The sequence below is a fragment of the Rhodococcoides sp. S146-33 genome (genome assembly GCF_059489205.1).
The window spans coordinates 766,737-787,975 of record NZ_JCAJWY010000001.1; the positions used below are offsets into that span (position 1 = coordinate 766,737).

At 62.8% G+C, this 21,239-nt stretch carries 28 protein-coding genes; 15 read left to right on the forward strand and 13 right to left on the reverse strand.

The features are described 5' to 3' along the window. Positions 1–3: 3 nt before the first annotated feature. Together AC5WEY_RS03670 and AC5WEY_RS03675 are read right to left on the reverse strand one after the other, a co-directional pair. Positions 4–450 (reverse strand): SRPBCC family protein, encoded by a 447-nt coding sequence (locus AC5WEY_RS03670; protein ID WP_495644729.1) that lies wholly within the window; start codon positions 448–450, stop codon positions 4–6. Positions 451–503: 53 nt separating this feature from the next. Then, on the reverse strand, positions 504–1,469 hold the full coding sequence (locus tag AC5WEY_RS03675; protein ID WP_495644730.1) for a D-2-hydroxyacid dehydrogenase: 966 nt from the start codon (positions 1,467–1,469) through the stop codon (positions 504–506). 17 nt (positions 1,470–1,486) lie between these two features. On the opposite strand from AC5WEY_RS03675, the gene AC5WEY_RS03680 reads away from it, so the two are divergent. Together AC5WEY_RS03680 and AC5WEY_RS03685 are read left to right on the forward strand one after the other, a co-directional pair. Next, on the forward strand, positions 1,487–1,993 hold the full coding sequence (locus tag AC5WEY_RS03680; protein WP_495644731.1) for a GNAT family N-acetyltransferase: 507 nt from the start codon (positions 1,487–1,489) through the stop codon (positions 1,991–1,993). Between the two features lie 10 nt (positions 1,994–2,003). After that, positions 2,004–2,564 (forward strand): sugar O-acetyltransferase, encoded by a 561-nt coding sequence (locus AC5WEY_RS03685; protein WP_495644732.1) that lies wholly within the window; start codon positions 2,004–2,006, stop codon positions 2,562–2,564. Here the strand turns inward: AC5WEY_RS03685 and AC5WEY_RS03690 are convergent. Next, entirely contained in the window at positions 2,556–4,133 is a 1,578-nt protein-coding gene (locus AC5WEY_RS03690) for an ABC transporter permease (protein ID WP_495645519.1), read from the reverse strand. The genes AC5WEY_RS03685 and AC5WEY_RS03690 overlap by 9 nt on opposite strands. Continuing rightward, a complete protein-coding gene (locus AC5WEY_RS03695) occupies positions 4,133–4,933 on the reverse strand; it encodes an ABC transporter ATP-binding protein (protein WP_495644733.1) in 801 nt (266 codons plus the stop codon). Before AC5WEY_RS03695 ends, AC5WEY_RS03690 begins: the two co-directional genes overlap by 1 nt. A gap of 35 nt (positions 4,934–4,968) precedes the next feature. Between AC5WEY_RS03695 and AC5WEY_RS03700 the strand changes: the two genes are divergently transcribed. Then, positions 4,969–5,772, forward strand: coding sequence for an SDR family oxidoreductase (locus AC5WEY_RS03700; RefSeq protein WP_495644734.1), 804 nt, complete (start codon positions 4,969–4,971; stop codon positions 5,770–5,772). 17 nt (positions 5,773–5,789) lie between these two features. Next, on the forward strand, positions 5,790–7,370 hold the full coding sequence (locus tag AC5WEY_RS03705) for a Na+/H+ antiporter (protein WP_495644735.1): 1,581 nt from the start codon (positions 5,790–5,792) through the stop codon (positions 7,368–7,370). Here the strand turns inward: AC5WEY_RS03705 and AC5WEY_RS03710 are convergent. Further along, a complete protein-coding gene (locus AC5WEY_RS03710) occupies positions 7,367–8,149 on the reverse strand; it encodes a pirin family protein (protein WP_495644736.1) in 783 nt (260 codons plus the stop codon). The genes AC5WEY_RS03705 and AC5WEY_RS03710 overlap by 4 nt on opposite strands. A 32-nt stretch (positions 8,150–8,181) precedes the next feature. Then, positions 8,182–8,673 carry a VOC family protein gene (locus AC5WEY_RS03715; protein ID WP_495644737.1) on the reverse strand — a complete coding sequence of 164 codons (492 nt, stop codon included), beginning with the start codon at positions 8,671–8,673 and terminating at the stop codon, positions 8,182–8,184. An 85-nt stretch (positions 8,674–8,758) separates the two neighbouring features. Between AC5WEY_RS03715 and AC5WEY_RS03720 the strand changes: the two genes are divergently transcribed. Genes AC5WEY_RS03720 through AC5WEY_RS03730 form a run of 3 tightly spaced genes read left to right on the forward strand, consistent with a single transcriptional unit; the run spans position 8,759 to position 10,754 of the window. Beyond that, positions 8,759–9,211 carry a MarR family winged helix-turn-helix transcriptional regulator gene (locus tag AC5WEY_RS03720; protein WP_495644738.1) on the forward strand — a complete coding sequence of 151 codons (453 nt, stop codon included), beginning with the start codon at positions 8,759–8,761 and terminating at the stop codon, positions 9,209–9,211. Further along, a complete protein-coding gene (locus AC5WEY_RS03725) occupies positions 9,208–9,930 on the forward strand; it encodes a pirin family protein (protein WP_495644739.1) in 723 nt (240 codons plus the stop codon). Before AC5WEY_RS03720 ends, AC5WEY_RS03725 begins: the two co-directional genes overlap by 4 nt. Before the next feature lie 14 nt (positions 9,931–9,944). Further along, on the forward strand, positions 9,945–10,754 hold the full coding sequence (locus AC5WEY_RS03730) for an alpha/beta fold hydrolase (RefSeq protein ID WP_495644740.1): 810 nt from the start codon (positions 9,945–9,947) through the stop codon (positions 10,752–10,754). Between the two features lie 2 nt (positions 10,755–10,756). On the opposite strand, the gene AC5WEY_RS03735 is transcribed toward AC5WEY_RS03730, so the two are convergent. Further along, complete coding sequence (locus AC5WEY_RS03735; RefSeq protein WP_057478286.1) at positions 10,757–11,191, reverse strand: MarR family winged helix-turn-helix transcriptional regulator; 435 nt, start codon at positions 11,189–11,191, stop codon at positions 10,757–10,759. A gap of 63 nt (positions 11,192–11,254) precedes the next feature. Between AC5WEY_RS03735 and AC5WEY_RS03740 the strand changes: the two genes are divergently transcribed. The 3 genes from AC5WEY_RS03740 to AC5WEY_RS03750 are packed head-to-tail and all read left to right on the forward strand — an operon-like array spanning position 11,255 to position 12,483. Continuing rightward, positions 11,255–11,626, forward strand: coding sequence for a VOC family protein (locus tag AC5WEY_RS03740; RefSeq protein WP_495644741.1), 372 nt, complete (start codon positions 11,255–11,257; stop codon positions 11,624–11,626). Positions 11,627–11,674: 48 nt separating this feature from the next. After that, entirely contained in the window at positions 11,675–12,262 is a 588-nt protein-coding gene (locus AC5WEY_RS03745) for a helix-turn-helix domain-containing protein (RefSeq protein ID WP_495644742.1), read from the forward strand. A gap of 8 nt (positions 12,263–12,270) precedes the next feature. After that, complete coding sequence (locus tag AC5WEY_RS03750) at positions 12,271–12,483, forward strand: hypothetical protein (RefSeq protein ID WP_495644743.1); 213 nt, start codon at positions 12,271–12,273, stop codon at positions 12,481–12,483. A gap of 10 nt (positions 12,484–12,493) precedes the next feature. Here the strand turns inward: AC5WEY_RS03750 and AC5WEY_RS03755 are convergent, their stop codons facing one another. The 3 genes from AC5WEY_RS03755 to AC5WEY_RS03765 all read right to left on the reverse strand — a co-directional run bounded on the left by AC5WEY_RS03755 (position 12,494) and on the right by AC5WEY_RS03765 (position 15,055). After that, a complete protein-coding gene (locus tag AC5WEY_RS03755) occupies positions 12,494–12,919 on the reverse strand; it encodes a GNAT family N-acetyltransferase (protein ID WP_495644744.1) in 426 nt (141 codons plus the stop codon). Next, positions 12,840–13,781, reverse strand: coding sequence for a DUF808 domain-containing protein (locus tag AC5WEY_RS03760; protein WP_495644745.1), 942 nt, complete (start codon positions 13,779–13,781; stop codon positions 12,840–12,842). The genes AC5WEY_RS03755 and AC5WEY_RS03760 overlap by 80 nt, the downstream gene beginning before the upstream one ends. 110 nt (positions 13,782–13,891) lie before the next feature. Next, entirely contained in the window at positions 13,892–15,055 is a 1,164-nt protein-coding gene (locus AC5WEY_RS03765; RefSeq protein WP_495644746.1) for an NADH:flavin oxidoreductase/NADH oxidase, read from the reverse strand. A gap of 174 nt (positions 15,056–15,229) precedes the next feature. On the opposite strand from AC5WEY_RS03765, the gene AC5WEY_RS03770 reads away from it, so the two are divergent. Together AC5WEY_RS03770 and AC5WEY_RS03775 are read left to right on the forward strand one after the other, a co-directional pair. Further along, entirely contained in the window at positions 15,230–15,634 is a 405-nt protein-coding gene (locus AC5WEY_RS03770) for a hypothetical protein (protein ID WP_057478293.1), read from the forward strand. After that, a complete protein-coding gene (locus tag AC5WEY_RS03775) occupies positions 15,634–15,831 on the forward strand; it encodes a helix-turn-helix transcriptional regulator (protein ID WP_495644747.1) in 198 nt (65 codons plus the stop codon). Before AC5WEY_RS03770 ends, AC5WEY_RS03775 begins: the two co-directional genes overlap by 1 nt. Positions 15,832–15,834: 3 nt before the next feature. Here the strand turns inward: AC5WEY_RS03775 and AC5WEY_RS03780 are convergent, their stop codons facing one another. After that, positions 15,835–17,055 (reverse strand): pyridoxal phosphate-dependent aminotransferase, encoded by a 1,221-nt coding sequence (locus AC5WEY_RS03780; protein ID WP_495644748.1) that lies wholly within the window; start codon positions 17,053–17,055, stop codon positions 15,835–15,837. Then, complete coding sequence (locus AC5WEY_RS03785; protein WP_495644749.1) at positions 17,052–17,993, reverse strand: DMT family transporter; 942 nt, start codon at positions 17,991–17,993, stop codon at positions 17,052–17,054. The genes AC5WEY_RS03780 and AC5WEY_RS03785 overlap by 4 nt, the downstream gene beginning before the upstream one ends. Here AC5WEY_RS03785 and AC5WEY_RS03790 point away from each other — a divergent pair. Beyond that, the gene (locus tag AC5WEY_RS03790) at positions 17,992–19,386 is read left to right on the forward strand and encodes an aminotransferase-like domain-containing protein (RefSeq protein ID WP_495644750.1); all 1,395 of its coding nucleotides are present in this window, start codon (positions 17,992–17,994) and stop codon (positions 19,384–19,386) included. The two genes, AC5WEY_RS03785 and AC5WEY_RS03790, sit on opposite strands and share 2 nt — an antisense overlap. Here AC5WEY_RS03790 and AC5WEY_RS03795 read toward each other — a convergent pair. Next, positions 19,379–19,666, reverse strand: a complete 288-nt coding sequence (locus AC5WEY_RS03795; RefSeq protein ID WP_495644751.1) for a PLD nuclease N-terminal domain-containing protein — start codon at positions 19,664–19,666, stop codon at positions 19,379–19,381. The two genes, AC5WEY_RS03790 and AC5WEY_RS03795, sit on opposite strands and share 8 nt — an antisense overlap. 279 nt (positions 19,667–19,945) lie before the next feature. Here AC5WEY_RS03795 and AC5WEY_RS03800 point away from each other — a divergent pair, with 279 nt between their 5' ends. After that, positions 19,946–20,524, forward strand: a complete 579-nt coding sequence (locus AC5WEY_RS03800; RefSeq protein WP_495644752.1) for a hypothetical protein — start codon at positions 19,946–19,948, stop codon at positions 20,522–20,524. 55 nt (positions 20,525–20,579) lie between these two features. After that, a complete protein-coding gene (locus AC5WEY_RS03805; protein WP_495644753.1) occupies positions 20,580–21,203 on the forward strand; it encodes a luciferase domain-containing protein in 624 nt (207 codons plus the stop codon). The last annotated feature ends 36 nt before the right edge of the window (positions 21,204–21,239 follow it).

A 21,239-nucleotide genomic window follows, 5' to 3' on the forward strand; every position in this document is an offset into this window, starting at 1 on the left:
GACCTACGCCCCGATTGCTTCCAGCCTGCTCCGCAGGGTCGACTCGGTATGCCGGATCGCTTGACCCACAACCGGTTCCACTACCGCTCCGAGCACCTTCCCGGCGATACCACCAGGCAGGCTGTAGCGGAAGACGACCACCAGCCGGGTTCGACCGTCACCGGCGTCCTCGAACGACCACGTCGACGAGTTCGACAGCCCCTCGACCGACTCGAGCGTGAGTCGCTCGTTGTGGACCCATTCGGTCACATGCACAACGGATTTGAGCGCTTTGGGACCGATTTGCATCGTCGCGTCGTACGTGGCCCCGAGACCGGATGTGATCTCGCTTGTCGGCTCGAACCGCGTGATCCCGAACATCCACTGCGGCACGTTACGAAAATCGTCGAGGTAAGCGAAAGCCGACTCCCGACTGGTCGACGCGATGGCCGAATGATTGATTACACGCACTCGTGCACCCTAGTACACGCTACGCGCTGTTACACACACTTTGCCGATCCGAACTACCGCTGGACATACCCCGTCTGCTTGTCCACCACGTTGACCAGCGGCGAACCGTGCAGGTAGCGCTTCAAGTTGTCCTCGAACAGCTGCCACAACCGCTCGGCGAAGTCGTCGGTATCGCCGGCGAGGTGGGCGGTCAGGATCACGTTGTCCATGTCCCACAGCGGGCTCGATGCCGGCAGCGGCTCGACCTCGAAAACGTCGAGCACTGCCCACCCGATCGCGCCGGAGGCCAAGGCCACGCACAGCGCCTGTTCGTCGACCACCGGACCGCGAGAAATGTTGACCAGACCCGCATCCGGACTCATGGCCGCGAGTACCTCGGGACCGACGAGACCACGGGTTCGCTCGGTCAACGGTGTCGCGAGCACGATGACGTCGTACTCGCCCGCATACGAACGTAATTTTTCGACATGACGAATGCGCGCGAACTCCGCATCGCCCGGGCGTTCGGATGTCCCCGACGCATCGACGCGCATACCGAGTGCGCCGAGTAGCCTGCCGATTTCTCTTCCGATCGAGCCCGGTCCGACGACCAGAGCACGTTTACCGTGAACTCCCGTGCTGACTCGGTGTTCCCACACTCGCTCACGCTGACGGCGAAGAGCCTGGGGCAGATTCTTCACGGACGCCAGGATTCCGGCTGCGACGTATTCGGCTATCGCCCTATCGAGTACGCCTCCCGAGTTGGTCAGCAGCCACGGACCCTCGCGCAGCCCGGGATCAAGGAGTCGATCGACCCCCGCGCTGGACGCGTGGACCCACCTCAGGTTGGCAGCGTTCGGCCAGACGGCGCGAAGATCGACGGCCTCGAACGTGCGAAACAACAGCACTTCTGCCCACGCCACGGCATCGACCAGGCCAGTGATCGCGCAGCTTCGGAAGTGGACTCCATCGATCGACGGAAAGGCCTTTCGGTCCGAATCACTCTCGACCACAAGTACGTTCACCACAGGACTGATCACCTCCGTACGATGGCACCGTGCTCATCGTAGATCTCGCCTCCGTCGACGACGCAGCAACGATACTCGGCCTCCGGCACGCTGCCGAGGATTGGTTGGCCGCCCGGAGAATCGATCAGTGGACACCGCGCGAGCTACCGCTGTCTACCGTTGCTGCTCAGATTGAGGCAGGGGAGTTCTATGTCGCTCGACGGCACCCGGGTGGGCCGATTGTCGGAGCACTGCGCTTGATCTGGGCCGATCCAGCCATCTGGCCGCAACAGGGCGAACCCGCAGGCTATGTGCACGGACTGGTGATCGACAGAAACGAATCAGGAACGGGACTCGGCGCGTCGTTGCTCGAGTGGGCGGTGCAGCGGACCCGGCAGGAAGGGCGAACCCTGCTTCGTCTGGATTGCGCCGAAACCAACCCCGACCTGTGCAGCTACTACCTGCGGCAGGGGTTCCGCCACGTCGGTCGGCGCGATTTCGGCGATGGGAGTTCGTGGTTCAGCGTCGCACTGTTCGAGATCTCCACCGGCTTGTAGCGTGACACCCATGAGCGGAAATCGAGACCTGATGCTGCGCGGCGAACTCTACCGAGAAAGTGATCCCGAACTGGTGGCGTCTCGGGTGTCGTGCGGCAAGCTGCTCGACAGATTCAACGCGACCGAGGCGGACCGGACCGAGGAACGGGGCGAACTACTCGGCGAGCTGCTCGGATCCATCGGCGCGGACTCGACGATCATGCCGCGATTCCAATGCGACTACGGCACATACATTTCCATCGGCTCGAACACCTTCGTCAACTACGACGCCATCATGCTGGACTGCGCACGTATCACCATCGGCGACGACGTCTCGATCGGTCCGCGCGCGCAACTACTGACACCGTTGCATCCCATGGAAGATCACGAAGCTCGCCGAAACCGTTGGGAGAGCGCCCTTCCGATCACCATCGGAAACAATATCTGGCTGGGTGCCGGAGTCATCGTGTGCCCAGGAGTCACCATCGGCGACAACTCGGTGATCGGAGCCGGAAGTGTCGTCACCCGCGACGTACCGCCGCACACCTTCGCTGCGGGAAATCCTTGCCGGACAATTCGAGAGTTACCGTGACAGCACTGAATTCAAGATTCGGTCGGAGTCACGAACCAGCGCGGTGACTGCCATCCGCGCGCCCCACCACATCCCCAGCCAACCGATCGCCACGGCCACCGGAATCGACAGATAGGCCCACGCGCCGGGAAGAAACGCGAGCAGCAGCACGGGCACGACCGACACGGCCAGGACCACTATCCCGAGTACGAGGAATCCGAAGGCATTGCCGGTGAAGGATCCCCGTGTGTTCATCGAGAACGACTTCGTCGCTTCGGGCACCGGGTAGGCACCGCGCACGGAGTTCACTGCTGTCAGACCGGCTCCGACTCCGAGCATCGAGATCGTCAATGCGACAGGGATCTCCATTCGGTCGAGCCCGAGGTCGCCGAACACTCGAACCACGAGCACCGGAACGATCGCGAAGGGGGCGGCGACCAGCAACCAGGCAATCTGTCGACCACGGATGTCGTCGGGGAGGGCCTGCGGAATCATCACGAGGTGCCACATCGAACTGCCGTCGAGACCGTACGAATTCGATCCCGCACCGACCGCCATGATGATCACGATCCACGCGCCCCACGCTGCACTGAACGGAATCGAGTCGGTCACCAACGGGCCGATACCAGCCAACACAGCAAAGATCAGGACCGACAGCAACTGACTTCGGCGACGCATGTCACCGCGCCACAGGGACAGCTCCCGGGTCACCACGGCACCGACCCGCGTGGCCCGCCACCCTGCTGCGCCGTCACGGCCCTTCGCTGCCGTCTGCTTACGGGTCGATCCCGACGACGTCAAGACCCGTCCCTCGAAGTGGCGTAGAACCAATCGATGCCATGCCCACACCAGTGCGACGTCCAGCAGTAGCAATCCCGCCACTGCGCCGATCCCCAGCAACCAGTTGCCCTGCAGCACAGCGTCGACACCGGTGATTCCCCAGCTGAACGGGATCGAATGGGCCAGCGTGAGCGGCCACGACACCTCGCCCGACAGCACTCGATCGAGATTCTGAGTGATGGGGAACTGTAGGAAGTACAAGCCGCCGAAGATGGCTCCGAACGCCAGCAACGCGAACTCGCGACTGCGTCGACTCTTCAGCAGTTGCGACATCGCCAGCGTCACCACCCTCGACAGCGTCACGAAGAACACCACCGAGGCGGGCCAGGCCACCAGAGCCAGAGGCAGTGCCGCGACCCAGCGCGACGCGGCGTAAATCGGAATGGACGCCGCGGCAACGATCGTGAGCGGAACCACCATGCCGACCACCGACGTCGTCAGCAACGCACGGGCCAGTCGCGCGGGGTCGACGGACAACAGCTGGAAGTGGCGAGGCTGGATGTTGTCGTCGGAGATGCCCGACAGTACCGGGAACAGCACCCAACTCAGGCCCACCAAAGTCAGTCCGAGGCTTGCGGTGCCGCCCACGAGAACCTGCGACGCGTCGGTTCGCGCCGCCATCACACATGCGAGAACTGCGAAGGCCAACCCCAGCAATCCGAACACGGTCCTGATCACCGCTTGCCCGCCCTTGAACTGCCTGCGGTAGAGCGTCATTCGCATCTGCAGGACGGTGCGGTCTACCGACATCACGAGCGCATCCAGGACAGGCCGTCCGGGTTCTGCTCGCGGGTGCCGACGAGGCGAACGAAGGCATCGTCCAGGGTCCCGCCGCCGCGGACCTCGTCGACGGTTCCGGCCGCCACCACTCGGCCGCCGGTGATGACGCCGACGTGCGTGCACAGTTGCTCGACGAGCGCCATGACGTGGCTCGACAGAATCACCGACCCGCCGGATCGGACGAACTGGACGAGGATGGTGCGGATCGTGCTGGAGGAGATGGGGTCGACGGCCTCGAACGGCTCGTCCAGCACCAGTAATCGGGGCCCGTGCAGCAGCGCGGAGGCCAGCCCGATCTTCTTGGTCATTCCCGCGGAGTAGTCGGCGATGACGGTTCCTCCGGCGTCGGTGAGATCCAAGGCGTCCAACAGCTCGTCTCGACGCTGCGCGATGACATCCTCCGGCATCGCGCGCAGTCGACCGATGTAGGTGAGAAGCTCGTGGCCGGTGAACTGGGAGGGCAAGGTCAGTCCGTCGGGCAGCACGCCGAGCAGTTTTTTCGCAGCGATCGGATCGGCCCAGACATCTCGGCCGAAGACCAGACTCCGCCCGTACTGCGGTCTCAGCAGCCCCACGGCCATGGACAACGATGTCGTCTTACCTGCACCGTTGGGTCCGACCAACCCGAACATCGAACCGGGCGGAACCATCAGCGACATGTCGTCGACCGCAGGCTTTGGGCCGAAGGCCATGCACAGGTGCTCGAGCAGCAGGGCGGCGGAGTTCGTTTCCACGGGTAACAGACTAACCGGTATGGGTTGTTTCGTCATGCGGTGTCGGTCGACCGCACCGGTACCATTCGGGCATGAATCGCACCGCAGTGGTCACCGGAGCTTCGTCGGGAATCGGAAAGGCTGTCGCGTCGGCGCTGGTCGCCCGCGGTTACCGAGTTATCGGCACCTCGCGAAACCCGGATTCGATGAGCGATGATCAACGGGCAGCAGGCGTCGAGTATCGCGCTCTCGATCTCACCGATTCCGCGTCGATCACTGCATTCGTGGCCGACCTGGGAGCCGTCGACGTCCTCATCAACAACGCGGGCGAGAGCCAGTCCGGACCGTTCGAAGAACTGCCGACCGACGCCATCGAACGACTCTTCCAATTGAACGTCTTCGGCGCAGTGACGCTGTCGCAGAACGTCATTCCGGGTATGCGCGAGCGGGGTTACGGCCGCATCGTGATGGTCGGCTCGATGCTGGCCAGCTTCCCCCTCGCCTATCGCTCGTCCTACGCGTCGACGAAGGCAGCGATCAAGGGCTTCTCCGACGCGGCGCGTCTGGAACTTTCGCCTTTCGGCGTGTGGATGACCACTGTCGAGCCGGGATCGATCAACACCGGAATCAGCGAACGCCGCACCAAGTACATCGCCGCCGATTCGGTCCACCGCGACGATTTCCACACAGCGATATCGTCACTGGATCGCAAGGAGGGAACCGGCATCTCGGCCGAGGACGTCGCCGAGGTAGTACTGAAGGCCATCGAGGCCGACAAGCCGAAACCCCTGTACGCCAGAGGAAGTAACGCACCGGTCGTATTTCTGGCGCGACGATTGCTGCCGGCGACGTTCATGGAGAAGACGATCGCGAAGATGTTCGGGCTGAAGAGATAGTTTGAACCTCTGACCTGGTGGAACACATCCAGGTGATAGAAACTCTCGGCCTGGTCCTGGCTGCTACGGGTGTGATCGTCGCCGCACAGGTGATCTCGAAGAAGACGACGCTGCCCGCGGCGGCATTGTTGACCTTGGCCGGCCTGGCCGTCTCGGCCTCGGCGTTGCCCGACATCGTTCTCGATCCCGAGGTCGTTCTGACCCTGGTGATCCCGCCGCTGCTCTACAGCGCTGCCCTGAACTCATCGCTGATCGCCATTCGCCGCAACGTGTGGACGATCTTGAGTTTGTCGGTCGCCCTCGTGGTGGCGACCGCGACCCTCGTGGGCGTCGGCCTGTGGTTGCTCGTTCCGGGTATCACGCTGGCCGCTGGTATGGCGCTCGGTGCCGCCGTGGCACCGCCGGACCCGGTGGCCGCCCTTGCGGTCGGTCGACGCGCCGGCATTCCACCGAGGCTGGTCACTCTCATCGAAGGGGAGGGGTTGCTGAACGACGCGACCGCGCTGACGATGCTGACCGTCGCTATCGCCGCGATCTCGAGCCAGGACATGACGTTCGTCGACGCCGGCGGGTTGTTCGTAGTGGCGGCAGTCGGCGGCATCGTCGTCGGACTGATCGTCGCCCTGCTGATCCGATTGGTGCAGCGATACATTCACGATTCTTTACTGCTCAACATCGTGTCGCTGGCGACACCGTTCGTTGCCTATCTGGCGGCGGAAGAGGTCCATGCGTCGGGAGTACTGGCCGTCGTCGTCGCGGCATTGATGATCGGCCATCACACTCGCCACGCCATCTCCGGAGCCAGCCGCCTACAGACCACTGCGGTGTGGCGGCTCATCGACCTACTGCTCGAGGGCTTCGTGTTTTTGTTGATCGGCGAACAGTTGCCGACCGTGGTGCGCGGCCTGTCGGCCTACTCAGGGACGACAATCGCTCTCGCAGTCACCGTCACGCTCGCCGGCGTCCTACTACTGCGGCCACTGTGGTTGCTTACCACGGGGCTGTCCGCACGCGAGGCGGTGGTGATGAGCTGGGCCGGCACTCGTGGGGTCATCACCGTCGCGGCCGTGTTCACGTTGCCCCTGACGATCGACTCGGGTGAGTCGTTCGAGAGCCGAGACCTGTTGCTGTTCTGTGCGTTTCTCGTCGTGCTGGTGACGGTCGTCGGACAGGGCCTGACGTTCGCTCCGCTCGTGCGAAAGCTGAACGTCGTCGCCGATCCGGCAGCGGAAGCGCGTCTGCGAAACGAAGCGCGGGAGGGGTCGACCAAAGCTGCACTGTCACAGCTCGATCGCATCGCCGACGAGGAGAAGCTCGACGACGAGGGGCGGGAGATACTGCGCAACGAATTGGAGCATCGGATCAGCCGGTACCACCGCCGACTCGATCATCTGGACGAGTCCGAGGTAGGCGACTCGGTCATCTCGCCGGAGCAGATCGCCGCGATGAGTACCCGACGACGCATCCTGGCGGTCGAGCGCGAAGAGTTGCTGTGTTGGCGAGATGCCGGCCGGCTACCGGACAACAGCATGCGCAGTCTCGAGCACGAACTCGACCACGAGGAGCATTCGTTCCGACCACACCGAGAGACCGATTAGCCGGCGATTGCGGCGTGCATCTCCCAAACGATCACTTCGGCACCGCCTGCGCTGCTGAGTTTTTGGCCGCCGCCTCCGCTGACGCGTACGGCGTCGCCCTCGGCCAACAGTCCCACGCCCTCGAGCATCGCCTCACCCTCCGCCACGAAGATGTGCACGAACGGCGCGTCGGGAATTTCTACCGGTGCCTGCCCGGGCTGTAGGCGCGCCACGTGCATGGCGGCGTACTTGTTCTTGATGCGAATGGCGGCGTGATCGGCATGGTCGGGCATGCCGGATGCGACGGGAACCAAACCGCCGCTGAGCAATTCGTTGTCGATCTCGAGCTGTTCGTAGCCCGGGGTGATGCCCTGCTCGTCGGGTACGACCCACATCTGGACGAATCGAACGGGATCTCCGTGCTCGCTCGAATACGAGCCCGCGGTATCGCCCAGTCGCCACGAATCGTTCTTCTCCGAGTGGAGAATTCCGGTGCCTGCGCTCATGCGCTGTGCGAGACCGGGGTAGATCACGCCGGAGTGGCCCATCGAGTCCTGGTGCACGAGCGATCCCTGCAGGACCCAGGTGACGATCTCCATGTCACGATGCGGGTGGGTATCGAATCCCATTCCCGGGGTGACGATGTCGTCGTTGTTCACCATGAGGACGCCGTGGTGGGTGTTGCCGCGATCGAAGTGATTACCGAACGAGAAGGAATGCTTGGAGTCCAGCCAGCCGATCTTCGTCTTGAATCGGTCGTCGGCTCGGCGGATGTCGAGTGTGGTTGCTGCAGAGGTCATGTCATTGCCTCGAATCTCGAAGTGGTGGGTTCTCAGAGAACGTGCGAGCCGTACATCTCGCCGAGCGGATCGGCGATGAGTTCCAGCCGCGCTCCGTCGGGGTCGCGGAAGTACAGCGAGACATCACTGTGCTCGATCAACTCGATTCCGGCGTCGATCAACTTGGTACGCAGGTGCTCCCAGCGGGTGGGCTCGACACTGATCGCCACGTGATGGAGGCCGCCCAACACCTCCGCGTAGGGACCGACATCGAGGCCTGGGAAGTCGAAGAAGGCCAACAGGTTGCTGTTGCCGATGTCGAAGAAGAAGTGCGACGACCCTGGGTAGTCCCGGTTCTCGATGAGCTCGGTGAGCGGAAACTCGAGCAGATCCTGATAGAACCGCACGGTTGCCTCGACGTCACTGCTGACGAGAGCGGTGTGATGGAGTCCTCGGGCCGACGATGCAGGCCGCTCGTCTGCCGGCATCATGTACTGCTTCCGAATGCGGTCGCGCTCTGTGGTGTGTAGATCCGTCTCGGTCATCGCTCTACCCTTCGGTCAAGTAGTTGCTTCGTCAACTACCGAGAACAGTACACCCGTTAGTTGCGATGTCAACTAGCATTGAGGTATGGCAACACCACGGTGGCTCGATGCCGGCGAACAGCAGGCGTGGCGCGCGTACCTCGATGCAACGCGGCTACTGCTTCGCGACCTCGACAATCAACTCACACGCGACTCCGGAATCTCCTTCACCGACTTCGAGCTGCTGGTCGTGCTCTCGGAAGCGCCCGACCGTCGCCGACGTATGAGCGAACTTGCGGATGCCGTCACCACCACTCGCAGCGGCGTCACCAGGGCTATCAGCCGACTCGTCGACAACGGTTGGGTCATTCGCGTCAAATGCGACGACGACAAGCGTGGGATGTCCGCCGAGCTCACCGAGGCCGGTATGCAGACGCTCGCCTCGGCGAGCCCCGGACACGTTGCGTCGGTGCGGGAGAACATGTTCGATCTGGTGGATCCCAATGACCTCGCCGCTCTCACGCGCACTTTCACGGCAATGCGGAACCACGCGTCGTGACGGTCACCCACATACCCGGTGAACAACGCCATCACTGGTGGAACGAATGGCTCGATTCCAAGCAGTCGTTTCCCGCCACCGGCAACTACGACCTGGCGGCCAATGCGCACGGACTGCTCATGGTGCACAACGAGGACACAGTGTTTCCGGGCGAAGGGTTCGATTCCCATCAGCACGAGAACATGGAGATTCTGACGTGGGTACTCGAAGGCACTCTCGAACATGCTGACTCCGAAGGCAGTACCGGGCAGATTCGTCCCGGATTGATTCAGCGAATGAGTGCCGGCACCGGCATTCGCCACACCGAACGCAATGCGTCGAGTCTGACCAGCCGGGAAAAGCTACGCGTTGTACAGATGTGGATTCCACCGGACACCGACGGAACGAGTCCCTCCTACGAAGAGCTGGACGTTCGAGACGAGTTGGTATCCGGTGAGCTCGTCTGTGTGGCATCGGGCATCGCGGGTAGGAGCGGCGTGCACATCGGCAATCGGTTTGCGGCACTTCATGTTGCGCGCCTCGCGCCGGGACAATCGATCACCGTTCCCGACGCGCCGTTCGGTCATGTCTTCATGGCCGACGGTTCCGCGGTATTCGAGGACGTCGGCGACCTCGCCCAAGGTGACGCAGTCCGACTCACGGGTACAGGCGGACACCGTGTGACAGCATCGACTGCGAGCGAGATCCTGATCTGGGAAATGCACGCCGAGTTCGCCTGACAGAAAGATGCGCCATGCCGACAGTGGTCACCGACGACTCCGTCACTCTGAGCTACATCGACGAGGGCACCGGTCCGGCAGTAGTTCTCATCGCCGGCTTCTGTGCTCCTGCCACCACCTGGGCGCTACAGCAGAAGGCGTTGGTAGCGGCCGGGTATCGCGTGCTGGCTCTCGATAGACGTGGCCATGGAGCATCGGAAGCACCGACCCACGGCGCATCCATGGAGCGGCACGGGCGCGATGTCGCCAACTTCTTGACAGCGTTGGGCGTCGACGAAGCCGTCTTGATCGGCGGTTCGATGGGAGCGAGCACCGTCTGGTCGTACGTCTCACAGTTCGGCACCGACCGCGTGCGCGCCATTGTCTCGGTGGATCAGACACCGAAGATGGTGAACAGCGCGGACTGGTCGAACGGCTTCTACGGACTTACCGATGCAAATCGAACGACATTCTTCGACAGCGGAATACCTAGCACGGGCCACGGCAGGCCTCAGTGGAAGTCAGTGCCTTCGCTGCTGAAACTGGCATTCGCGATGCGGTCGATGCCGAAGATGGCGTCACCCGACGCGGCTCCGATGAAGGCTCTGCTCGCCGATCATGCAGCACAGGATTGGCGCGCAACCATTGCTGGCAACGACAGGCCGTTCCTGATGGTCGCCGGGCGCGACAGTCAGTTCTGGCCTGCTGCACACGCTTCCGAGTCGGTGGAACTCAATCCACTCGGTCGATCGGTCGTTCTGGAGAAGTGCGGTCACGCCGCGAACATGGACCGGCCGAAGGAGTTCAACACGGCGATGCTGGAGTTCCTCGACTCGGTCGCGTGAGGTTACGACTGCTGATTCCCGTCGAGAGCCTCGGCACACGCGACAAGGTTGCGGTGCAACACTTCTCGCTCCTGTGTGGACAGCGAGGCAATCATGACCTGTTCGACGGAGGCCACAGCGGCCGACGCTTGCCCTAAGCGCTCCATGCCCCGAGTTGTCACGTGCAGGCGCTGGTCTCGACCTGCCCCCTCGATTTCCACCAAGCCGTCGCGCGTGAGACCGGCCAACAGTTGATGGGTTGCCTGCCTGCTGACGAACACCGCACGCGCGAGTTCGGCGTTGGACAGACCCGGCTTCTGCGCGAGCAGTTCGAGGCTCGAGTACTGGGAGACGGTGATGTCGAGATCGCGTAGGCAATCGTCCATCGCCGAACGCAAGGCGGAGGTTGCCCGCTTGAGGGCGTACCCGATCGAGGTGTCGACATCCACTTGACTCATGTCAATATCTTGACATACATTCGTTGTCGTCAAGGACTTGACGAACCATCGAAAGGACACAACATGACCGTTGCAACCGTTTCCGGACCGAGCTTCCTCTCCCTCCAGGTACGTGATCTCGCCGTCAGCGCAGACTTCTACGAATCCCAGCTCGGCCTCGTCCGCGCACCCCAGTCTCCACCCGGAGCAGTGGTGTTCACCACCTCGCCCATCCCTTTCGCCGTCCGAAACCCCGCTCCGGGAACCGATCTCGACAGTGGGCAGCCAGGACTCGGAGTTGCACTGTGGCTCGAATGCAACAACGCCGTGGCGCTACACGAAACGCTGGTCGCGGCCGAAGTCACCATCTTGACCGACCCCTTCGACGGACCCTTCGGCAAGACCTTCGTCCTGCAAGACCCGGACGGCTACGCCGTCACCGTGCACAGCAGCTAGTTCCGAAAGAACTATTGCGGAATATTTCTTTCGGGTTATGGTTGGTGCATGAGCCCACCACCACCGCCGCGGACGCCACGGAAGCTGACGGACATGTCCGAGCTGAAGGCACTGACGCATCCCATCCGGCTGCGCCTGCTCTATGCGTTGCGTGCCAACAAGTCGATGACGGCGACCCAGCTCGGCGATCTGGTGGACGAGTCGCCGGCCTCGGTGAGCTACCACCTTCGAAAGCTCGCCGAGCACGGGTTCGTCAAGGAGGTCGAGAACGGATCGGACAAGCGTCAGCGGTGGTGGTCGGAGGCCAACGAGGAGGGCTTCAGCTGGTCCGAGAACGACTTCTCCGACTCCCCCGAGTCACTGTCGGTTGCAAAAGCGTCCAAGGATTCCTGGCTGGCTCACCAGTGGTCTCGGCTGCGTGACTTCGACCGGACGTCCGAATCGTGGGGACCGGAGTGGGTATCGGCGGCGTTCAGTACCGACAATGTCTTACGTCTGACTGCAAGCGAAACCGCCGAGCTGGACACGGAGTTACGCGCGGTCGTGGACAAATGGCGTCGACACGGCGAGAACGCGACCCCGCAGGAACGCGAACACGTCATGGTCCTGATGCACGGATTCCCCACCACACCATAGGAGTTGGAATGTATCCGTTCGATGCGCACACGTATCTCGTCCTGGCCCAGCTGGATCGCGAACGCCACATGCTTCTCGTCGAACGCCGCAGACTTGCTGCTGCGCAGAAGCGACTCCGCCGCGACGAACTCCGCGTTCAGCGGGCGTGGGACGAGTTGACGGCATCGCTCGCCGATGTTTCCATGTCCGAACGACGGGTTCTCGAGCTGGCTCGTCGGTGACGAAAGCCGTTCAGAAGAGCTGCTTTTCGAGCCACACTTCGGCGTAGGGGTCTGCGTTGAACGCCGGGACCTCCTGATAGCCGAGCTTGAAGTACAGGCCCCGCGCCTCGATCAGGTCCGCTCGGGTATCCAATCTGACTGTCGTGCGATGCGATTCGCGGATGCATTCTTCGACGAACTCGACCATCGACGCTCCCACCCCGTTCCCGCGGGAACGGACGTCGACGAAGACCCGCGTGAGCTCGGCAATGTCGTCGGACACGAAACGTGCACCCCCGCAGGCGACCAGGTCCGAGCCGAGATACGCGACAACGAACACACCCGACTCTCCGACGAGGTCGTCGCCTATACCGCCACTACTTCGCAGCGGACCGCTTGGCAAGTACCTTCGAGATCCCCAGCTGCGCAACCACGATGATGCAGCCGACGATCGCACCGATGATCGCCGACGCCAGAGTATTGACGATCCACGCCAGTACTCCGCCGATACCTGCCACGCCGCGCACCGCTTCTTCGCCGTGGTGCACAAGTTCGTAGATCGGATGGAATCCGAGCTCGTCGATACCGACGAGCAGGATGTGTCCACCGACCCACAGCATTGCGGCCGTGCCGACGACCGACAGCACCGACATGACCTTGGGCATGCCCTTGACCAGTCCTCGGCCGAACTTTTCGACGAATCCCGTGGAACCGTCGGCCAATTTCAGACCGATGTCGTCCATTTTCACGATCAGCGCAACGACGCCGTAGACAACGATCGTGATGACCACGGCAACGACCGCCAGGATGATCAACCGACTCCAGAAGCCCTCCGAGGCAATGGTGTCCAGTGCGATCACCATGATTTCGGCCGACAGAATGAGATCGGTGCGCACGGCACCGGAGACCACCGAGTCCTCGTCACGCGGCTCGTCCTCGGCAGCCTCGTGATGGTCGCCATGACCGAACAGCGCACCCCAGATCTTGTGCGCGGCCTCGTAGCTGAGGTAACACCCGCCGAGCATCAGAATCGGCGTCAACAGCCACGGCAGGAACTGACTCAACAACAGGGCGATCGGAAGAATGATCAGGAGCTTGTTGCGCAACGAGCCGACCGCGATGCGCTTGATGATGGGGAGCTCCCGTTCGGCCGCGAGGCCGCGAACGTACTGTGGCGTCACCGCTGCATCGTCGATGACAACGCCTGCTGCCTTGGCCGTTGCCTTACCGGTCGCGGCACCGACGTCGTCGATGGAGGCCGCGGCCAGGCGAGCCAGCGCTGCCACGTCGTCGAGTAGGGCTACGAGTCCGCCGGCCATCACAAACCTCCGCGTCGATACGAGAACACCACTGGGCTCCTCATGATGCGAGCCCTTGGAACCCTACCGTCCGCAGGTGGTCTGTGATCGCCGTCCGGTCCTTCCCTCGACTACGCGATCTTCCTCTCCTGCTCCTCGTCGAGAACTTTCGCCGGCGGCAATCCGATGCTCGGGTCGTGTCCGCGGAAATTCTTCAGCCACCAGCTCCAGTCCTCGGGCACCAGCGAGAACGGGTCACCATGGCCGAGCTCGCGTGCAGCCCACACCGGCCAGTGCGGATTGGCAAGTGCCGGACGACCGAGCAACACCACGTCGATCTTGCCGTCGCGGATCACGGCGTCCGCATTCTCCGGAACTCCCAGATTCCAGCTGCACGTCACCGGGATATCCAGCTCGCGCTTGACCCGCGCGGCCCGCTCGACCATGAACCCCATGTCCCCGAAAGGCGGGTCCACCATGTCGTCGGTATTGAAGCCCAGGCTGACGTCGGCCATATCCAGGCCGTGTTCCTTCATCCATCCGATGGCGATCATGGATTCGTCGAACTGAACCCCGTCGGGGTGGTGGTCATCCGAGCCCAAGCGCATGGTGAGGGGGTACTTCTCCGGCCACACCTCACGCACCGCGTCGAGCGCCTCCAGGTGGAACCGTGCCCGGTTCTCCAGGCTTCCGCCGTACTGATCGGTGCGCTGATTCGCCAGTGGGGAGAAGAAGCTTGCCCCGAGATAACCGTGGGCGTAGTGCATTTCCAGCCATTCGTAACCGGCTTCCGCAGCACGGACAGCTGCGTCGGCGTAGCTCTGATGGATCGCCTTGATCTCCGGCACGGTGAGTTCGTGGACGGGGAACGAGTGGTCACCGCCGTACGGAATCGCCGACGGCGCAACACACTCCCAGCCGTCGGGATGGTCTGCCGGAAGTTGGTGTCCGCCCTGCCAGGGTGGGACTTCGCTGCCCTTGCGTCCGGTGTGACCCAGCTGAATGGCCGGAACCGAACCCATCTCCTTGATCATCGACGTCACGCGAGCGTGACCCTCGATCTGATCGTCGTCGTAGATCCCAGCGCAACCCGGGGTAGTGCGTCCGTCCGGCGTGATCGCTACCTGCTCCGGAAAGACCATCCCGAAGCCACCCGCCGCGCGTGCACCGAGGTACATCAGGTGAAATTCGTTCATCTTCCCGTCGACGGAGCGATACATCGTCATCGGCGACATGCCGATTCGGTTTCGAAGCGTCACGCCCTTGAGCGTGAACGAGCTGAAGAGATCCGGCATGACAGTGGTCCTTTCCTTCGGTATCACCACCTCATCACCTGACACGTTTCGACCGACTACACCGATGCTGCACGTCGGTGACAGTTTTCTCACCGTCTCGCTCACTGACATGTGAGGCCCGATGTATGGTTTCCTATACGTATAGCGAGCTATACCTACGATCGGAGAAAGCGCATGACACTCAGATGGATATCGGTCGCCGCTGTCGGCCTTGCCACGGCATTGGCGACAGCATTGCTCGCCTGGCTGGTCTCGCCCGTCGCACCGGGAATCTCGGCGGTGGTCTTCGGATTCACCGCGCTTCCGTTCGGGACGATGCTGGGTTGGGTTCTGTTCATCGCCCCATCCACCGCCGACTCGGCGTACGCGTCGGGCGAGAGCATCGAATCACACTGGACCACAAAGGCATCGAGTGGCACCGCCACCGATCTTGTGACCGTCCTCGGCCTGACTCTGGCGGTAGTCGCCATCACCCACGTCGACCCCCCGGCCACTCTGCTGCTGACGGGCCTGCTGCTGGCTGCGTTCGCCTCGTTCACCGCGCGGTATGCGTTCGCTCGCTATCGAGCCTTGTCGTAGTGAAGAACAGTGTCCGACGGCGTCGTACCGAGAACGGCTGGTCTCAGAACGAACTGGCCGAGCGGATCGACGTCACGCGCCTGACGATCATCTCCATCGAGAAAGAGCGGTTCGACCCGAGTCTGCCCGTCGCCTTTCGCCTCGCCGCCGCCTTCGACTGCACTATCGAGGAGCTCTTCGAGCCAGACCCGAGCTGAACGTCATTGCGAATACGAGCTCATGAAGTTGCCGAGACGTTCGAGCGCCGTCGCGAGATCGTCGACGTTGGGCAGTGTGACGAGCCGGAAGTGATCGGGCACATCCCAATTGAAGGCACGGCCGTGACTGACGAGAATCTTCTCCGCCTCGAGGAGGTCGAGTACGAACTTCTCGTCGTCGACGATCCCGAAGCGGTCGGTGTCGAGCTTCGGGAACATGTACAGCGCACCCGCTGCCTGCACACAACTGATTCCGTCGATCGAGTTGAGCATGCGATGCGCGAGGTCACGCTGCGCGGTCAGCCTCCCCGCCGGAAGAAGCAGATCCTCGATCGACTGCCTGCCGCCGAGCGCGGTCTGTATTGCGTGTTGCGCCGGCACGTTCGCGCACATCCGCATGTTGGACAGCAGGGTGATGCCCTCGATGAAACTCGCCGCACGTCGACGCGGCCCGGTGATTGCCAACCATCCGGCCCGAAATCCACACACCCGGTACGCCTTCGACAGACCCGAATAGGTCAGACACAGAACGTCTTTACCCGTGAGAGTGGCCAGGTTCGTCATCTCGGCACCGTCGTAGACGATCTTCTCGTAGATCTCGTCGGCAAGCAGTATCAGATCGTGCTCACGTGCCAGATCGACGAATCGCTGCAGTGCCTCGCGTGGATACACCGCCCCTGTCGGGTTGTTGGGATTGATCACCACGATCGCGCGAGTGCGAGGGGTGATCTTGGCTTCGAGATCCTCGAAGTCCGGGGCCCAATCCTGGCTCTCGTCGGCCAGGTAGTGGACGGGTGTGCCGCCGGCGAGCGCTACCGATCCCGTCCACAGCGGATAATCGGGTGACGGAATCAGGATCTCGTCCTCCGGGTTGCACAACGCCTGCATCGTCATGGTGATCAGCTCGGAGACCCCGTTGCCCAGGTAGACGTCGCCGACGTCGAGATCGGTCAGGCCCTTGGTCTGGTAGTACTGCACCACCGCGGTGCGCGCGGAGAACAAACCACGCGAATCGGAATATCCCTGTGCAGTAGGCAGATTGCGGATCATGGCCATCATGATCTCGTCCGGTGCCTCGAACCCGAAGGGGGCAGGATTGCCGACGTTGAGGCGCAGGATGGTGTGTCCCTGCTCCTCGAGTTCCTCGGTCTTGTCCAGAATGCGTCCGCGAATGTCGTAGCGAACATTCTCGAGTTTGCGCGCCTGATCAATCGATTTGGTCATGCCGAAAGTTCCTCCTGTCGAACGGACGGCGACATCCGGGTCCGGACCGCCACTGTTGCACATGCGATGACCGCTGCTCCACCCCCGACCACCGGCCACGTCAACCCCTCGCGCAGGATGATCGCGGCCCAACAGATGGTGAGCACCGGTTGGATCAGCTGGATCTGGCTCACGCTCGACATGGGGCCGATGGCCAGGCCCCGATACCAGGCAAAGAATCCGAGGTACATGCTCACCACCGCCAGGTAGGCGAACGATGCCCACTCGCGTGCACCTGCTGCCGACGGTTGCTCCCACCAGGAGAAGGCCGCCAACGCACCGGTCACCGGGAGGCTCACCACCAGAGCCCACGAGACCGTTTGCCAGGCCCCGAGTTCGCGGGCCAGCAAGCCTCCTTCGGCGTAGCCGACAGCCGCGGCGACAACGGCTCCGAGCAGCAACAGATCCGACCATCCGAGCCCGGTCAGCCGTCCGCCCTGAACGGCCGCGAATCCGATCGCGACGACAGCGCCCATGCCTGCGACGAGCCAGAACATCGGCCTCACTCGTTGCCGTTCTCGCACCACTGCGACAACGGCGGTGGCCGCCGGGAGCAGTGCGATGACGACGGCGCTGTGACCGGCAGATGCCGTGGTGAGTGCGTAGGAGGTGAGTACCGGGAAGCCGATCACGACACCGGCCGCGATGACGGCCAGCCGACCCCACTGCCCACCCTGGGGGAGTCGTTGTCTCGTTACCGACAGCGCGACCGCCGCCAATGCGGCTGCGACCACAGCCCTTCCGGTGCCGACGAAGAGTGGTGACAGGCCTCCCGTCACGGCGATGCGAGTGAGCGGAACGGTGAACGAGAATGCAGTGACGCCCGCCAAGCCCCACAACAAACCGGCACGCGATAGCGGGCTCGCACCAGAACGAGTAGCGCTACTATGCTGTGTCATGTCCGACGATAGCAGTTCACGGATAGTGGACGCACTGAAGCAGTGGATCGCTGCCGCGCCTCCAGAGGCGAAGCTGCCGTCCACCCGCTCCCTGGTGGCCCAGCATTCGGCCAGCCCGGTCACCGTGCAAAAGGCGCTGCGCACCCTCACTGCGCAAGGCGTCATCGAAAGCCGCCCTGGTGTCGGCACATTCGTCAGGACCGTCCGCACGGCGCGGCCCAACGATTACGGGTGGCAGACAGCGGCGCTGGGAGCACCAGGAAACCGACTGCAACTTCCGGCTGCGCTCCAGTCCACGTCGAGCGATGTGATCGCACTGCATTCGGGCTATCCCGCCCGGGAATTGTTGCCGGAGAGGCTCGTTCACGCTGCCTTCACTCGCGCATCCCGTACCGACGCGGTGATAGCTCGGCCCCCGACCGCCGGACTGCCCGAATTGCGGGCGTGGTTCGCGGCGGAGTTGGGGGCATCGACACCGGTGGGCGTCACTCCGCCGTCGGCCAGTGATGTGGTCATCATTCCCGGCAGCCAGACCGGCCTCAGTACTGCATTCCGCGCACTCGTCGGTGCAGGCCGTCCGCTACTGATGGAATCGCCGACCTATTGGGGCGCGATTCTCGCTGCCACCCAGGCGGGTGTCCACGTCGTACCGGTCCCCAGCGGAGTGCACGGCCCCGACCCCGATGCGCTGTCGCAAGCGTTCGCGCGCACCGGCTCCCGGGCGTTCTATGCCCAACCCACGTTTGCCAGTCCGACCGGAGCCCACTGGTCACCGGCACTCGGCGAGCAGATCCTCGACACTGTTCAACGGCACGGCGCATTCTTGATAGAGGACGACTCCGCCCACGATTTCGGTATCACCGCCGAGCCGAATCCATTGGCGGCACGGGACGACGCCGGGCATGTGGTCTACCTACGGTCACTCACCAAGACGGTGTCCCCGTCGGTTCGATTGGCAGGCCTGATCGCTCGCGGTCCCGCGCACGAGCGAATCCTCGCCGACACCGGTGCCGAGTCGATGTACGTCAGTGGGATCCTGCAAGGTGTGGCACTGGACGTGGTGACGCAACCCGCCTGGCGTACCCATCTCCGGCATCTGCGTACACAGTTGGCCTCTCGCCGGGACTTGTTGGCGAACAGCCTGATCGAGTTCGCACCTCGTGGCCATCTCGATGCCGTACCGCGCGGTGGTCTCAATCTGTGGATGCGTCTGCGCGACGACGTGGATCTGGAACAGATTGTGCAGCAATGTAGATCTGCCGGTGTCATCGTCGGTGCCGGAAACGATTACTTTCCGGCCGAACCCACCGGCAAGTACCTGCGCCTCAACTATGCCGGCCCCAACCCCGGCGAGTTCCCCGACGCTGCGCGCACGATCGGCTCCATCATCTGAGGCTGTGGGAAACATCCACGGCGAAAGTCGACTTGCGACCCCACACGAACCAGACCAGAGGACCGAGGAAGGGGAACGCCAGTACGACGAAAATCCACACTGCCCGACCGGCGACGGTGTAGTTCGGGGAACGGATGATGCTGATCAGCGCAGCGATGAACAAGAACACCGCACCGAACGTCAGCACCAGAGCGATCACCAGGCCCAAGGTTCCCAATCCCACACCGAGCACCTGCTCGGTGGTCGACGGTTGCTGAGAAAGAAAAGTTGCGACCTGCATGACGGTCCCTTCGCGTTCGATGTTTCGTTGACCTGTCCAACGCTACGAGTCGGTGTTCGTCTGCACATCGGTCTGCGCGGGTATCTCGCTGTACATCCACAGATGTACGTCCGGTCGGTGAGGCAAGGGCCGCGGTTGAGTCGAACGAACGACAACAATCTTTGGGGCACAGAGCTTTCGGCCCCGAAGGATCATTCGATTGAGGGATACTCGACCCGAATTTGCCATGTCACCATCGCTGAGACGGACAGCCCGTCACGTACTTTCGGTGGAGGAATTGTGTCGAGCAAGAGTGGAATTCGTAAGAACCTGACGCGTCGTTCGGCGGCGGTAGTCCTGACCGCCGTAGCGTTCGCATTGGCCTCACCCGCGTCGGCCTTGGCTCAGCCTGAAATCGGTCCCATCGTCGACAGCGGGAGCGCGATTCTCGACAGCGGCAGCGCGATTCTGGACGGTGGGAACATCATCGACAACGGTATCCGCATTCTCGGCAGCGGAAGCGCGATCGCCGGCGGAGTCCTCGGCATCGACACGGGTTCGGCAAACGGAGGTATCGCAACTCAGCAGTGCAACGCCTCCACGCTGTCGGGTGAGGAGGGCGTGACAGAGACCCTCCACGAGTTGGGCCGAACCGGACCGACCACATTCGTCCTCAGTTACGACACCGTGGATGTTCCCGATCAGATCGAGGTCTTCTACCAGGGTGCATTGATCCACAACACCGGCTATGTCGGCGGCAGCAACGGCGTCGGCTCGGTGGTGGTAGCAGTTCCGGCCGGCACCGCAACAGCCGTCCTGGTCCGCGTCACCGGACCGGTCGGCACCGTGTGGACCTACACCGTCGGCTGCCCGGCCTGAGTCGTCGTTACCCCCCGGGTTACGTTGGTGCGCACTTACGTGATCCGGGGGGACTGTGCTCAACGTCAAGAACGACTACATCGCGTGGATGGAACTGGGGCCGGGAGGACTTCCGGCCAATGTCGGAGGCTGGCTGATCACCACCGCCCTGCGGCCGTTTGCGCGACGCGACCCACTTCGTGTCGACGGCACATCCGGTAACGGTCTGCACTGGCAGCTCGAGCATCGCCCCGGACCACGGCCGTCGATCGCGCCGTACCCGATTCCCCATCGCCAGCTCACCGATCGGGGTAGCGATGCCCTGATCGAGCGGCTGAGTGCTGCCGTCACCGCCCACGCGTCGTCGGATGGACCATTTCACCTGGAGCGCAGTCGATTCGAGCGTAGAGGTGAGGCACTCCATCTATCCGATCTACGTGCTGCTTCGCCCTGGATCTTCCGAACCAAAGGCGAAATTGTGCATGTCCACGAGACCGAGGGTTCGTTGCACGTAGTACTGCAACCGGACGATGCACAGACCGTCATATCCGCGGGCTGGGGCGAACTGCACCCGCTGGCCGGACGCCCTGTCTTCGGACTACCCGAGACGTATGTCTTTCTGTACGCACCGCGAGATTCCGACGATGCCGATCGAATCGAACAGATCATCCATCGCGCGACTGCTACTTCTACGATGTAACTCTGGGCAAGAGCGACCGAACATGTGAACATCGAT